Genomic DNA, 14,194 nt, shown 5'->3' on the forward strand with positions numbered 1-14,194 from the left:
GAAACCGAACCGGCCCCACCGGATCCGTGGAAGAGCTTCCGCGGTGTCATGGCGGGCACCCTGATCCTCGAGTCGATCGTGGTGCTGCTGGCTTTGCCGGTGGTCGGTGCGGTCGGCGGCGGTCTCAACGCCTTCTCGATGGGTTATCTGATCGGTTTCGCCGTGGTGCTGCTGCTGATGGCCGGAATTCAGGGCCGGCCGTGGGCGATCTGGGCGAATCTGGGAGTGCAACTCGTGCTGATCGCGGGCTGGGTGGTCTACCCCGGTGTGGGCGTGATCGGGCTGGTGTTCGCCATCGTGTGGCTGCTGATCGTCTACCTGCGCGGCGAGGTGCTACGCAGGCAGCGCAAGGGGCTCCTCCCGGGTCAGCAGCGCCCGCCGCAGTAGCCGCCACGAGTCGTCCCCGGCCCAAGCGGGTACAACGGCGAGCATGCAATGGGTGGCCTCGAATGCACTGGCAATCGTCTCGGCGTTACTGGCGGCCGTGGCCGCCGCCGTCGGCATCGTTGCGCGGCAGGCGGCGCTGAGTCACCCCGATGTCGACGACGAGTTGTCGGTGACGGCGATCACGGGCGTATTCCGCAATCGGTTGTGGTGGGCGGGAACCGCGGCGGCCGTGGCCGGTTACGCGTTTCAGGCGCTCGCCTTGGCGCACGGGTCCATTCTCTTGGTCCAGCCGCTCATCGTCTCGTCGCTGCTCTTCGTCCTGCCGTTGAACGCGTTCCGGGCCCGAGGCCGCGTCACCCCCGCTGAGTGGGGGTGGGCTTTCGTGCTGACTGCCGCGCTCACGGTGTTCGTGCTCGTGGGCAGGCCCGACGAAGGGCATTACCAGTCCCCGGTGCCGGCATGGGCGATCGCGCTGGCCGGTGCCGTCCCCACCGTGCTGGTCTGCCTGGTGGTCGCCCGTCGCAGCACCGGTCGGGTCCGGGCGATGTCGCTGGCCGTGGCCGTCGCAGTGGGGTTGGGCATGATCGCCGTCCTGACCAAGATCTGCACCCACCGGTTCGCCGTCACCGGGTGGCATGGTCTGGCCGCCATCCCCGCGCCATACGTGCTGGTGGCGCTGGCTGTAGGGGTGACAATCGCCCAGCAATGGGCCTTCCGGGCCGGCGCGCTGCAGGCTTCGGTACCGATCATGCTGGTCGGTGAGCCGGTCGTGGCGGTGGCTCTCGGCGCCGTGGTGCTCGGTGAACAACTCACGGTCGACCGGACCGGAGTTCTGGTTCTGCCCCTGGCCGTCGTGGCGATGCTGGTCGCGACCGTTGCGCTCGGGCGCGCCTCGGGTGCCCATGCCCATGCGGTCACGCCGCTGGCCGCCGCTCCGCGGGTGCGCGCGTTGGAGGGATGATCGACTGGCAACCGGTCGGCGGGCGGCCTGTGATCACCCTTCGGTACGCTGTGCGCCGTGACTGAGCGGACTCTTGCGTTGATCAAGCCTGACGGTGTCGAACGACAGCTGGTGGGTGAAATCATCGCCCGCATCGAGCGCAAAGGCCTGAGCCTCGCTGCGCTGGAGCTGAAGAACGTCAGCGATGAGCTGGCCCGCGCTCACTACGCCGAACACGAGGGCAAGCCGTTCTTCCCGTCGTTGCTGGAGTTCATCACCTCCGGACCCGTGCTGGCCGCCGTGCTCGAAGGCCCGCGGGCCGTCGCCGCGTTCCGTCAGCTGGCCGGTGGAACCGACCCGGTCGAGAAGGCTGCTCCCGGCACGATCCGTGGCGATCTCGGGCTGGAAACCCAGTTCAACCTGGTGCATGGTTCGGACTCCCAGGACTCCGCCGAGCGCGAGATCGGGCTCTGGTTCCCCGGACTCTGATTCGGGCCCAACCCGGTTAAACCGCCACTTGGTCCGTTCACTGGCGTCGGTATGGGATACTGACAACGGGCGTACGTCGTCACACAGACGAAAAAAGCCCGGATGAAGACTTGGACGAGGGCGACCACCGCGATCGCGATGCGGCGCCGGCCGTCCTAGTCGTCATTCAACCCAGGCACCGGGTGCGTTCCACACGAGCCGCACGGGGCGAGACCATGACAAGTCCGGGAGTAGTCGGCCCGGGCACATAGCGGAAGTCCTCGCGCGGCCGCGTCTATGCACGACGCGCCCGGGGGCTTGAAGGAGACTTTGTGGACGACGATGCCCGAATCCAAAACCAGAACGACACCGCAGCCCAAGGTGCAGGCCCAGATCCCGATCTGCCCGAGCGCTTGAGGGTGCACTCGCTGGCGCGGGTGCTCGGCACCACCAGCAGGCGGGTCCTGGATGCATTGGCCGAGCTCGACGGCCGCTCTCGCAGCGCTCACTCCAGCGTCGACCGCACGGACGCCGTCCGCGTCCGCGACGTATTGGCTGCCGCCGAGGCTCCTGAGGCGACTCCCGTGGCTGAAATCGTCGCGGCTGAAACCGCCCCCGCTGAGCCGGCCGCCGCCGAAGTGATCGTCGGATTCGACGAGGCCCCGGCCGAACCGGTCGAGGATGGCGTGGCTGCCGAACCGGAGTCGCGACTGCTCCTGGAGACGACTTACGACCCTGCCGACGACCTCCCCGAGGTATTCGCGGACCCGACGCCGGAACCCGAACGCGAACCGGTGGTCCAGGCGGACTACCTGCCCTTGTTCGTCGCTCCGCAGCCGGTGCAGGAACGCCCGGCGGCGCCGAAGCGCGTTCAGCCGGCAGACATCGACGACGACGAAGACGACAGCGATGCCGACGACGGCGACATCGACGGTGACACTGATGACGATCAGCCGGGCCGGCCCGCGAACCGGCGGCGACGCCGTGGTCGTCGTGGTCGCGGCCGGGGTCGTGGTGGCGAGGGTGACGCCGACACCGGCGATGACGAGTCAGAATCGGCGGAGTCATCCGAATCGGACGACGACACCGATGCCGCCGCTTCCGATGATGACAACGGTGACGGTGACGGTGATGACGAGTCGGCCTCGGGTGACGGTGCCACCAGGCGCCGTCGGCGTCGTCGCCGCCGCAAGTCCGGCGGTGGGGATGACGGCGAAGCGGTCTCGCCCGACGACCCGCCGAACACCGTGGTGCACGAGCGGGCCCCCCGGGAGAAGTCGGCCAAGGGCCGTGATCCCGATGAGATCCAGGGCATCAGTGGGTCGACTCGGCTGGAGGCCAAGCGGCAGCGTCGTCGCGACGGGCGTGACGCCGGACGGCGTCGGCCGCCGATCCTGAGCGAGGCCGAGTTCCTCGCCCGCCGCGAGGCAGTCGAACGCGTCATGGTGGTGCGCGACAAGATTCGCAGCGAACCGCCGCACGAAGGTGCGCGCTACACGCAGATCGCCGTGCTCGAAGACGGTGTCCTGGTCGAGCATTTCGTGACCTCGGCGGCGTCGGCATCGCTGGTCGGCAACATCTATCTCGGCATCGTGCAGAACGTGCTGCCCTCGATGGAGGCGGCGTTCGTCGATATCGGGCGCGGCCGCAATGGTGTCCTGTACGCGGGCGAGGTGAACTGGGAGGCAGCCGGTCTCGGTGGCGCCCAGCGCAAGATCGAGCAGGCTCTCAAGCCCGGCGACTACATCGTCGTCCAGGTCAGCAAGGACCCCGTCGGGCACAAGGGCGCTCGACTGACCACTCAGATCTCGCTGGCCGGGCGGTATCTCGTCTACGTTCCCGGCGCCTCGTCGACCGGGATCAGTCGCAAGCTGCCCGACACCGAGCGGCAGCGACTCAAGGAGATCCTGCGCGAGGTCGTGCCGTCGGACGCCGGGGTGATCATCCGCACTGCCTCAGAGGGCGTCAAGGAAGACGACATCCGCTCTGATGTGACACGGTTGCAGGAGCGCTGGACCGAGATCGAGGCGAAGGCCGTCCAGACCAAGAGCAACGCCTCCGGTGTCGCCCAGACGCTGTACGAAGAACCCGACGTGTTGGTCAAGGTCGTCCGTGATCTGTTCAACGAGGATTTCTCCGGCCTGATCGTGTCCGGGGACGCGGCCTGGTCGACCATCAACGAATACGTGAATTCCGTTGCCCCGGAACTACTTCCGAAGCTGACGAAGTACGAGCCAGCCTCCAGCGGTGCTCCCGACGTCTTCGCCGTGCACCGGATCGACGAACAGCTCACCAAGGCGATGGACCGCAAGGTGTGGTTGCCTTCGGGCGGCACCCTGGTGATCGACCGCACCGAGGCGATGACCGTCGTCGACGTCAACACCGGCAAGTTCACCGGTGCCGGCGGAAACCTCGAGCAGACCGTCACCAAGAACAACCTCGAGGCCGCCGAGGAGACCGTCCGGCAGCTGCGGTTGCGCGATATCGGCGGCATCATCGTCATCGACTTCATCGACATGGTGTTGGAGTCCAACCGTGACCTGGTCTTGCGCCGGCTCACCGAGGCGCTGGGGCGTGACCGCACTCGCCATCAGGTTTCCGAGGTGACGTCGCTGGGCCTGGTTCAGCTCACACGCAAGAAACTCGGGACCGGTCTGGTCGAGGCGTTCTCGACGACCTGCCCGCACTGTGCGGGCCGGGGCATCATGCTGCACTCCGATCCTGTCGACTCCGAGTCGGCGCCCGCCCGGAAAACCGAGGCAGGTGGCAACAGTCGCCGTAGCAAGCGCTCGAAGAAGGTCACCAAGACCGAGGACGAGGCACCAGTGGTGCGGCTGCCTTCGCATACTGCCGGCGAGCACCCGATGTTCAAGGCAATGGCCGCAGCCAACGGAAAGCCCGGCGACGACGAGCACGACCCGGACTACGACGAGGAACACGTCGAGGACGAGACTGTCGACACCTCGTCCGAGGACTTCGCCGGCGATGAGGCGGATGCAGCCGTCTCGACCGCCGAGCAGGTGGCGGAGGAGGTCGCCGAGGAAGATCTCGACGACGTCGACGACGATGACGACGATTCGGATGACGATGAGGATGAGGTCGATGTCGACCTGGTCGATGATGACGACGAGGACGAGTCGGATGACGACGATGATGACGACGAGGACGAGTCAGACGACGACGAAGACATCGAGGTCATCGATGATGACGACGAACCGGATGATGACGATGACGAGTCCGACGATGACGACGACTACCAGCCGCAGGTGCGGGAGCCGGTGGCAGTACCGGCCGGCCGACCCCGCAGGCGTCGGGCAGCGGCGCGTCCTGCCGGACCGCCCGTCTAACGGCTCCAGTCAGGCGGTTTGACCCTCTAGCTGCTGGTCACGTAACCTTGAGCAGTTGTCGCCAGGCTCTCCTGAAGAACCGAGTCGGCGACAGCGGGACAACTAGCGTCCCGCACCGTGTTTCCGTAAGAAGACCCCGCGTTCGCAGCCTCCGGGTGGCGCGCGCCCGCAGATGGACAGAACAGAGGACAGGCAACGATGGCGACGTACGCAATCGTCAAGACCGGTGGCAAGCAGTACAAGGTTGCTGTCGGTGACATCGTCAAGGTCGAGAAGCTCGAGTCGGACCCGGGCGCTTCCGTGTCGCTGCCCGTGGCGCTCGTCGTCGACGGCGCGACCGTCACCACCGACGCCAAGGACTTGGCGAAGGTTGCAGTGACCGGCGAGATCCTCGAGCACACCAAGGGCCCGAAGATCCGCATCCACAAGTTCAAGAACAAGACCGGCTATCACAAGCGCCAGGGCCACCGTCAGCAGCTGACGGTGCTCAAGGTCACCGGCATCAAGTAGCAAGGGAGCGAACACATGGCACACAAGAAGGGCGCTTCCAGCTCTCGCAACGGTCGTGACTCGAATGCGCAGCGCCTCGGCGTGAAGCGCTTCGGCGGCCAGGTCGTCAAGGCGGGCGAGATCATCGTTCGCCAGCGCGGCACCCACTTCCATCCCGGCGTCAATGTCGGCCGTGGCGATGACGACACCCTGTTCGCGACGGCATTCGGTGCCGTCGAGTTCGGCGTCAAACGTGGCCGCAAGACCGTCAACATCGTTCCGGTCGAGGTCTAACAACTCGAGGACTGCTGGGCCTCCGCACACGAACGTGAAGCGGCTGCGAGTTCTCGTCTTCATCTCGCAATAGCTTCGCTTTCGACGAAAGGACGTCCGATGTCTCGGTTTGTCGATCGCGTCGTTATCCATGCCCGCGCGGGTTCCGGCGGGCATGGATGCGCCTCGGTGCACCGCGAGAAGTTCAAACCACTCGGCGGGCCCGACGGCGGTAACGGCGGTCGAGGCGGCAGCATCGTGCTGGTCGTCGACCCGCAGGTGCACACCCTGCTCGATTTTCACTTCCACCCCCACGTCGATGCGCCCTCGGGTAAGCAGGGCATGGGCGGTGACCGCGACGGAGCAGCCGGCGCCGATCTCGAAGTCCGGGTCCCCGACGGCACCGTAGTACTTGACGAGAACGGCCGACTGCTGGCCGATATGGTCGGCGCAGGCACCCGGTTCGAGGCGGCTGCGGGCGGCCGTGGCGGACTGGGCAACGCCGCGCTGGCGTCCCGGGCACGCAAGGCCCCTGGTTTCGCCCTTCTCGGTGAAAAGGGCGATGAGCGCGACCTGACGCTCGAACTCAAGACAGTCGCCGATGTGGGCCTCGTCGGGTTCCCCTCGGCAGGGAAGTCGTCGTTGGTCTCCACCATTTCCGCGGCCAAACCGAAGATCGCCGACTACCCGTTCACCACGCTGGCGCCGAATCTGGGCGTGGTGTCGGCGGGGGAGCACACCTTCACCGTCGCCGACGTGCCCGGCCTGATTCCCGGGGCGTCACAGGGACGTGGCCTCGGCCTGGACTTTTTGCGCCATATCGAGCGATGCGCGGTGTTGGTGCACGTGGTCGACTGCGCCACCCTGGAGCCCGGTCGCGACCCGATCTCCGACATCGATGCTCTCGAAGCCGAACTGGCTGCCTATCAACCGACGCTGCAAGGTGATTCGGCACTCGTCGATCTGGCCGACCGTCCCCGGGCGGTGGTGCTCAACAAGATCGACGTACCCGAGGCGAGAGAGCTGGCGGATTTCGTCCGTGACGAGATTGCCGAGCGCGGCTGGCCGGTTTTCGAAGTGTCGACGGTGAGCCGGGAAGGCTTGCGGCCGTTGACGTTTGCTCTATGGGACATGGTTGCCGCGTATCGGGAATCCCAGCCGGTGCTGCCGCAGCGGCGCGCGGTGATCCGCCCGGTCGCCATCGACCAGAAGTCGTTCACGGTCGCCTCCGACGGTGATGGCGGCTTCGTCGTCCGCGGTGCCAGGCCAGAACGGTGGATCGCCCAGACCAACTTCGAAAACGACGAAGCCGTCGGCTATCTCGGCGACCGCCTGGCCCGGCTCGGTGTCGAGGACGAACTGCTGAAGCTGGGCGCCAAGCCCGGTTGCGCAGTGACCATCGGCGATATGACCTTCGACTGGGAGCCGCAAACACCCGCCGGCGTAGATGTCACCATGTCGGGACGCGGCACCGATATTCGCATCGAACGCAGTGAGCGGGTCGGTGCGGACGAGCGCAAGATCGCGCGCAAGAGACGGCGCGAGCACGACGAGCAATCGTGAACTCTGTCCATCGGGAAGCCGTTCGGACCGCTCGAAGCATCGTCGTCAAGATTGGCACCACCGCGCTGACCACCCCGGCCGGGATGTTCGATGCGAGTCGGCTCGAACAGCTCGTCGATGCCATCGAGGCCAGGATGCGGGCCGGCTCCGATGTCGTGATCGTGTCCTCGGGTGCGATTGCCGCAGGCATCGAGCCACTCGGGTTAAACAGGCGCCCAACAGATCTGGCCACTAAACAGGCTGCCGCCAGCGTAGGTCAGGTGGCGCTGGTGAATTCGTGGAATGCTGCGTTCAGCCGCTACCAGCGCACGGTCGGACAGGTACTGCTCACCGCGCATGACATCGCGATGCGCGTTCAGCACACCAACGCCCAGCGGACTCTCGACCGGCTGCGCTCGCTGCATGCGGTTGCCATCGTCAACGAGAACGACACCGTCGCCACCAACGAGATCCGGTTCGGCGACAACGACCGGCTCTCGGCATTGGTCGCCCACCTGGTTGGGGCCGACGCGCTGGTGCTGCTGTCCGATATCGACGGCCTCTACGACGCTGATCCACGGAAAGGCAACGCGCGCTTCATTTCCGAGGTGGCCAACAGCGCCGATCTGGACGGCGTCGTGGCCGGAAGCGGAAGTCGTCTCGGCACCGGCGGGATGGCCTCCAAACTGTCGTCGGCGTTGCTGGCCGCCGATGCCGGCGTCCCGGTGCTGTTGGCCGCGGCAGCTGATGCGGCCGCTGCACTGTCGGACGCTTCGGTGGGTACGGTTTTCGCGGCCCGGCCCGATCGGATGTCGGCGCGACGCTTCTGGGTGCGCTATGCCGCGGAATCGTCCGGCACGCTGACACTGGATGACGGCGCCGTCCGCGCTGTGGTCAAGCAGCGCCGGTCGCTGTTGCCGGCCGGCATCACCGGGGTCTCCGGTCGGTTCTACGGCGGCGACGTGGTGGAGCTCCGGTCGGCTGATGCGACCGTCGTCGCGCGCGGTGTGGTCGCTTATGACACCGCGGAGCTGTCGACGATGTTGGGCCGCTCGACTTCGGACCTCCCCGCGGAGATGCGCCGGCCGGCGGTACACGCCGACGATCTGGTCGCCCTCTAGGGATCTCGGCGTGCTCCCGACCGCTGACGGGTCGCAATCACGCCGACGTCGCCTGGAGATAGAGGGTGGCGACGACGATCCGGGTGAGCGTGTCGGCCAGCGCGGCACCGCCGTCGGCAGTGCTGAATGGCAGCGTCTGGTGGCAGGTCCGCTCCACCATCCAGGTCAACGCGCTGGCGGTGCTGGTTGCGCTCAGTTCTTGGCGGATCGAACCGTCGGCCTGCCCGTCTTCGATCACGCGGGTCAACCGTTCGGCGATACCCGTCAGGATCTCCCGGTAGGCGGTCGCCACCTGTGGGTCGTAAGCGGCCATCTCATTGAGCGCGACCAGTAGCGGCTGGTGCTGTCGGTAGCCGGAGATGATGCCGGTCATCGCTGCCAGGACGTCGGCGGCGTCGCGACGGGCTGCCACGTCCCACCAGCGCTGAGCCGGGTCCGCGAGATCGTCGAAGACACCGACTGCCAACCTGCGCAGCAGGTGGCCTTTGTCTTCGAAGTAGATGTAAAAGCTCGCGCGGGAGATTCCGGCCTCGGTGGCCAGCCGGTCCACGCTGAGCTCGGTGAAGCTGGCGCCCTCGCCCATCAGCCGATCGGTGGCGATCAGCAGGCTTCGCTCGATCTCGGCCCGCCGCTGCTGGCGGTTGGCCTGCGGTTTACGGGTGACCGATGGCATGCCACGCAGCGTATCGGGCCTTCGCATGCCTTGACTAGACACACCGTCTAGACCTAGTGTCGAGTGCATGAGTGTGCCGTCCATCACATCACTGGCTCCCCGCCCGTACGACCCCGTCGACCTGTCGTCCCGGGCGTTCTGGTCCACCGGCGCGGCCGAACGGGAGCGATCCTTCGCGCTGCTGCGCGCCGAGCGGCCGGTGAGCTGGCATCCGCCCGTCGAGGACGCGTTGATGCACGATCCCGAAGATCGCGGCTACTGGGCGGTGACCCGGCACTCGGACATCGTCGCGATCAGTCGCAACAGCGAGGTGTTCCTGTCCGGCAAAGGTGTGCTGTTCGAGAACATCCCGGAGGAGCTGTTGGAGGCGTCCCAGTCCTTCCTGGCGATGGATGCGCCGCGGCACACGTTGATCCGCAAGGTCGTCCACTCCGCCTTCACGCCACGGCAGGTCCGGCGTATCGAGGATTCGATCTATGCCAACGCCGCCGCGATTGTCGCCGAACTCCGATCACTAGGCAGCGGAGTCGATTTCGTCGAGCACTGCGCCAAAGAACTGCCGATCCGCACTCTCTCGGACATGGTCGGGATCCCCGAATCCGAGCGTCAGCAGGTGGCGCACGCCGCCGACGCGATGGTCTCGTGGGGCGATCCGGTCTACCTCGCCGGTCGTAACCCGTTGGAAGTGCTCCTCGGTAGTCAGATGTACCTGCATCAGGTGGCATTCGCCCTGGCGGCCGAACGCCGCGCGAATCCCGGCGACGATCTGATCAGCGCCCTGGTGCACGCCGAGGTGGACGGCGATCGGTTGACCGACGCGGAGGTGGCTGCCTTCTTCGTCCTCCTGGCCGTCGCGGGTAACGACACCACTCGTCAGACCGCCAGCCACGCGATGAAGGCGCTCACCGATTTCCCTGACCAACGGGCCTGGCTGCGTGCAGATTTCGACAACCGGATCGGCGGCGCCGTCGAGGAGTTCGTCCGCTGGGCGACTCCGGTGATGACCTTCCGCCGGACCGCGGCGACCGATGTCGAGATCGGCGGGCAACAGGTGGCGGCCGGGGAGAAGGTGGTGATGTTCTACTCGTCGGGCAACTGGGACGCCGAGGTGTTCGAGCATCCCGAGCGTTTCGACCTGAACCGGAAACCCAACCCGCACCTCGGCTTCGGCGGCGGCGGACGGCATTTCTGCCTCGGCGCCCACGTGGCCAGGACCCAGCTGCGGGCGCTCTTCGGGGAACTGCTGCGCCAGGAACCGGCCATCGCAGCCGGGGAGCCGACCTATCTGGCGGGGAACTTCGTCCACGGCATCCGGGCGATGCCCTGCACCTGGTGATCCGGGCGTGCTCTCGACCGCTGAGCGGCGATCAGCACGCCGAAATCGCAGGGGAGAGCTCATCGGCGAGCAGGGCCAGTATTTCCGAGCAGCCGTTGTCGAGCTTGACGGTGGCCAGGTGGTCGCCACGGGTGGGGCCGCGGTTGATGATGGCGACGGGTAAGGCCCGCGCGGCGGCATGGCGGACGAACCGGTAGCCGGAGAACACCGTCAGTGACGAGCCGGCCACCAGGAGTGCATCGGCCCCGTCGACCATCGAATAAGCCTGTTCGACACGATCTTTGGGAACATTCTCGCCGAAGTAGACGATATCGGGCTTGAACATCCCGCCGCAGTGTGGACAGTCCAGATAGCGGAACTCCGACGTCTCCTCGACCATCGCGTCGGCATCCGGTGCGACGGCGATGCCGCCGACCTGCTCGGCCCGCTCGATGAAACCGGGGTTCATCGACTCCAGCTCCGCAGCCAGCTCGGCGCGCGTCATGGTGTACCCGCACGACAGGCACACCACCTGCGCATAGGTGCCATGCAGGTTCACCACGGCGACGCTTCCGGCCTTGGTGTGCAGCAGATCGACATTCTGGGTGATGAGTCCGGTGACGACCCCGACGCGCTCGAGCGCGGCCAGCGCCCGATGCCCGGCATTGGGCAGCGTCTCGTCCATGTGGCGCCAGCCGACATGGTTACGCGCCCAGTACCGCTGCCGGAAGGTCGGATCGGACGTGAACTGGCGGATGGTCATCGGGTTGCTCGGAGGCGAGTCCGGGCCTCGGTAGTCGGGAATCCCCGAGTCGGTGGACATGCCGGCACCGGTGAGAACGGCGATGCGACGGCCGTCCAACAGGGCGACGAGCTCGGGTGCTTCCACTCCATCGAGAGTAGCGCCGCACCGGCCAAACCAGGCCAATGGGGCTGTGAGCAGGGGGCTCAGGAGATACTGCAGAGGTGAGCTTCTACTCCGCGTACCGCCACGGGTTCGTTCGGGTGGCCGCCTGCACGCTGCACACCACCATCGGGGATCCGGCGGCGAATGCGAAGGCGGTGCTGCAGACGGCCCGCGAATGCCACGACGACGGCGTCGCGCTGGCGGTGTTCCCCGAGCTGACACTGTCGGGGTACTCGATCGACGACATCCTGTTGCAGGACACCCTCCTCGAGGCCGTCGAGACAGCCCTGGGCGACATCGTCGCCGCATCGGTCGACCTGCTGCCGGTGCTCGTCGTCGGGGCGCCTCTGCGCTATCGGCATCGGATCTACAACTGTGCGGTCATCGTGCACCGCGGCGTGGTGCTCGGCGTCGCACCCAAGTCCTATCTGCCCACCTACCGCGAGTTCTACGAGCGTCGCCAGGTGGCACCCGGCGACGACATCTACGGCGAGATCACCATCGGCGGCGCGCGCGCACCCTTTGGCTCCGACCTCCTGTTCGCGGCGGCGGACCTGCCCGGTTTTGTGCTGCACGTGGAAATATGCGAAGACATGTGGGTCCCGGTACCCCCCAGTGCCGAGGCGGCGTTGGCTGGCGCGACGGTGCTGGCGAATCTGTCCGGGAGTCCGATCACCGTCGGGCGAGCCGAGGATCGCAAGCTGCTGGCCCGTTCTGCGTCCGCGCGCTGCCTGGCCGCCTATGTGTACGCCGCCGCTGGTGAGGGCGAATCGAGCACCGATCTGGCCTGGGACGGGCAGACGATGATCTACGAGAACGGGGTGCTGCTCGCTGAGTCCGAGCGGTTCCCCAAGGGCCCGCGGTGCAGCGTCGCCGATGTGGATACCGAACTGTTGCGTTCAGAACGGTTGCGGATGGGCACCTTCGACGACAACCGCAGGCATCACGGGATCGACGGCGACACCGTCCGGCGGGTGGAATTCACCCTCGATCCTCCCGACGATGACATTGGGTTGCGGCGCCAGATCGAGCGGTTCCCCTTCGTGCCCGCGGATCCCACTCGGCTGCAACAGGATTGCTACGAGGCTTACAGCATCCAGGTGGCCGGGCTGGAACAACGGCTGCGGGCGCTGAACTACCCGAAGGTCGTCATCGGGGTGTCCGGAGGCTTGGACTCCACTCATGCGCTGATCGTCGCGGCCAGAGCGATGGACCGGGAAGGCAGGCCCCGCAGCGATATTCTCGCGTTCACACTGCCCGGCTTCGCCACCAGCGACCACACCAAGAGCAACGCGATCGCGTTGAGTAGGGCGCTCGGGGTCTCCTTCGGAGAGATCGACATCCGGGATACCGCCTCGCTGATGCTCAAAGAGATGGACCATCCGTTCGGCCGCGGGGAGAAGGTCTACGACGTCACCTTCGAGAACGTCCAAGCCGGCCTGCGGACCGACTACCTGTTCCGGATCGCCAATCAGCGGGGCGGAATCGTGCTGGGCACCGGTGATCTATCCGAACTTGCGTTGGGCTGGTCGACCTACGGTGTCGGTGACCAGATGTCGCATTACAACGTCAATGGCGGCGTTCCGAAAACCCTGATCCAGCATCTGATCCGCTGGGTGATCTCCTCCGGCGAGTTCGACGACGAGGTGGACCGGGTACTGCAGTCGGTACTGGACACCGAGATCACCCCGGAGCTGGTACCGGCCGGCGAAGGCGAGGAGATCCAGAGCAGCGAAGCGAAGGTGGGACCCTATGTCTTGCAGGATTTCTCGCTGTTCCAGATCCTGCGGTACGGGTACCGGCCCTCCAAAGTCGCGTTCCTGGCCTGGCATGCGTGGCGCGATGCCGAGCACGGGCACTGGCCGTTGGGCTACCCGCTGGACAAGCGGCCGCAGTACACGCTCACGGAGATCCGGAGCTGGCTGAAAGTGTTCGTGCAACGGTTCTACTCGTTCAGCCAGTTCAAACGGTCGGCCATGCCGAACGGCCCGAAAGTCTCGGCGGGCGGGGCATTGTCGCCGCGCGGCGATTGGCGTGCTCCGTCGGATATGTCGGCGCGGATCTGGCTCGATGAGATCGAGCGCGAGGTCCCCGAGCGCTAGCGCGCGTAGGTCCGATACCGACCTCCAAAACCAGTTGTTATGTAGACATAACAACTGGTTGACGGAACACAGGACTCGGGGAGGGCGGTGCCGTCGTGGCTCCGGCTCGACGATTCTCGAGTGCGTCCTCCCTGCGTAACAGTTCGACTTCACTTGTAATTGTCGCCGAGAACAATTAACGATGATCGCCTAGGCTTCAGCAAACGGCAACAACACGGATTGCCGCGTCCCGGGGGGCATCAGATGGAACTGGCGGTGGGCGCTGCGCGCAACATCGGTCGTGTTGGCGGTTTGGCGATTGCGTTGGGTATCGGCACGGCAATACTCGTTGGAGCTGGAGCTGCTTCCGCCTCTACGGGATCACAAGGCGCCTCGTCGACCACGTCCGCTTCGCCGTCGGCGAGCGGCAAACAGACTTCCAGCAAGCGTAGCGGCGCGACTTTCAGCAAACCCAAGCCAGCAGCCGGATCGGCGACTTCCGCCGACAAAGTCCCGTCGTCGACCGTGGTGGCAATCCCAGCTGCACGTGGCACGGTCTCGAAGTCATCGCGGATCGCTGCCAGCACCACGACAGTCAGCGGCGGGACACCGACCTCGTCCGCGGGTACCGAAGGCACGGTCGCCACCGCC

13 protein-coding genes are annotated in these 14,194 nt (G+C 66.3%); 10 read left to right on the forward strand and 3 right to left on the reverse strand.

Features of this window, described 5'->3' with window-relative positions; translation table 11 throughout:
- The first annotated feature begins 48 nt into the window (after positions 1-48).
- The 8 genes from H7J73_RS05490 to proB all read left to right on the forward strand — a co-directional run bounded on the left by H7J73_RS05490 (position 49) and on the right by proB (position 8,567).
- Entirely contained in the window at positions 49-387 is a 339-nt protein-coding gene (locus H7J73_RS05490; protein WP_264066348.1) for a DUF4233 domain-containing protein, read from the forward strand.
- A gap of 43 nt (positions 388-430) precedes the next feature.
- Complete coding sequence (locus H7J73_RS05495) at positions 431-1,348, forward strand: DMT family transporter (protein ID WP_264066238.1); 918 nt, start codon at positions 431-433, stop codon at positions 1,346-1,348.
- A gap of 57 nt (positions 1,349-1,405) precedes the next feature.
- Positions 1,406-1,816, forward strand: a complete 411-nt coding sequence (ndk, locus tag H7J73_RS05500; protein ID WP_264066240.1) for a nucleoside-diphosphate kinase — start codon at positions 1,406-1,408, stop codon at positions 1,814-1,816.
- A gap of 311 nt (positions 1,817-2,127) precedes the next feature.
- Positions 2,128-5,142 carry a ribonuclease E gene (gene rne, locus H7J73_RS05505; protein WP_435405422.1) on the forward strand — a complete coding sequence of 1,005 codons (3,015 nt, stop codon included), beginning with the start codon at positions 2,128-2,130 and terminating at the stop codon, positions 5,140-5,142.
- A gap of 198 nt (positions 5,143-5,340) precedes the next feature.
- On the forward strand, positions 5,341-5,652 hold the full coding sequence (rplU, locus tag H7J73_RS05510; RefSeq protein ID WP_264066241.1) for a 50S ribosomal protein L21: 312 nt from the start codon (positions 5,341-5,343) through the stop codon (positions 5,650-5,652).
- A gap of 15 nt (positions 5,653-5,667) precedes the next feature.
- The gene (gene rpmA / locus H7J73_RS05515; RefSeq protein ID WP_264066242.1) at positions 5,668-5,925 is read left to right on the forward strand and encodes a 50S ribosomal protein L27; all 258 of its coding nucleotides are present in this window, start codon (positions 5,668-5,670) and stop codon (positions 5,923-5,925) included.
- A gap of 99 nt (positions 5,926-6,024) precedes the next feature.
- Positions 6,025-7,467 (forward strand): GTPase ObgE, encoded by a 1,443-nt coding sequence (obgE, locus tag H7J73_RS05520; protein ID WP_264066243.1) that lies wholly within the window; start codon positions 6,025-6,027, stop codon positions 7,465-7,467.
- The gene (proB, locus tag H7J73_RS05525) at positions 7,464-8,567 is read left to right on the forward strand and encodes a glutamate 5-kinase (protein ID WP_264066244.1); all 1,104 of its coding nucleotides are present in this window, start codon (positions 7,464-7,466) and stop codon (positions 8,565-8,567) included. Before obgE ends, proB begins: the two co-directional genes overlap by 4 nt.
- 37 nt (positions 8,568-8,604) lie before the next feature.
- Here proB and H7J73_RS05530 read toward each other — a convergent pair whose 3' ends face one another.
- On the reverse strand, positions 8,605-9,240 hold the full coding sequence (locus tag H7J73_RS05530) for a TetR/AcrR family transcriptional regulator (protein ID WP_264066245.1): 636 nt from the start codon (positions 9,238-9,240) through the stop codon (positions 8,605-8,607).
- A gap of 67 nt (positions 9,241-9,307) precedes the next feature.
- On the opposite strand from H7J73_RS05530, the gene H7J73_RS05535 reads away from it, so the two are divergent.
- Positions 9,308-10,576, forward strand: coding sequence for a cytochrome P450 (locus H7J73_RS05535; protein ID WP_264066246.1), 1,269 nt, complete (start codon positions 9,308-9,310; stop codon positions 10,574-10,576).
- Positions 10,577-10,607: 31 nt separating this feature from the next.
- Here H7J73_RS05535 and H7J73_RS05540 read toward each other — a convergent pair whose 3' ends face one another.
- Positions 10,608-11,444, reverse strand: coding sequence for an NAD-dependent protein deacetylase (locus H7J73_RS05540; RefSeq protein ID WP_264066247.1), 837 nt, complete (start codon positions 11,442-11,444; stop codon positions 10,608-10,610).
- A 77-nt stretch (positions 11,445-11,521) separates the two neighbouring features.
- Between H7J73_RS05540 and H7J73_RS05545 the strand changes: the two genes are divergently transcribed.
- Positions 11,522-13,564: an NAD(+) synthase gene (locus H7J73_RS05545; RefSeq protein WP_264066248.1), complete on the forward strand. Its 2,043-nt coding sequence runs from the start codon at positions 11,522-11,524 to the stop codon at positions 13,562-13,564.
- 239 nt (positions 13,565-13,803) lie between these two features.
- Here H7J73_RS05545 and H7J73_RS05550 read toward each other — a convergent pair whose 3' ends face one another.
- A complete protein-coding gene (locus H7J73_RS05550; protein WP_264066249.1) occupies positions 13,804-14,190 on the reverse strand; it encodes a hypothetical protein in 387 nt (128 codons plus the stop codon).
- Positions 14,191-14,194 lie beyond the last annotated feature (4 nt).

The sequence above is a fragment of the Mycolicibacterium komossense genome, assembly GCF_025822605.1.
Lineage (GTDB): Bacteria > Actinomycetota > Actinomycetes > Mycobacteriales > Mycobacteriaceae > Mycobacterium > Mycobacterium komossense.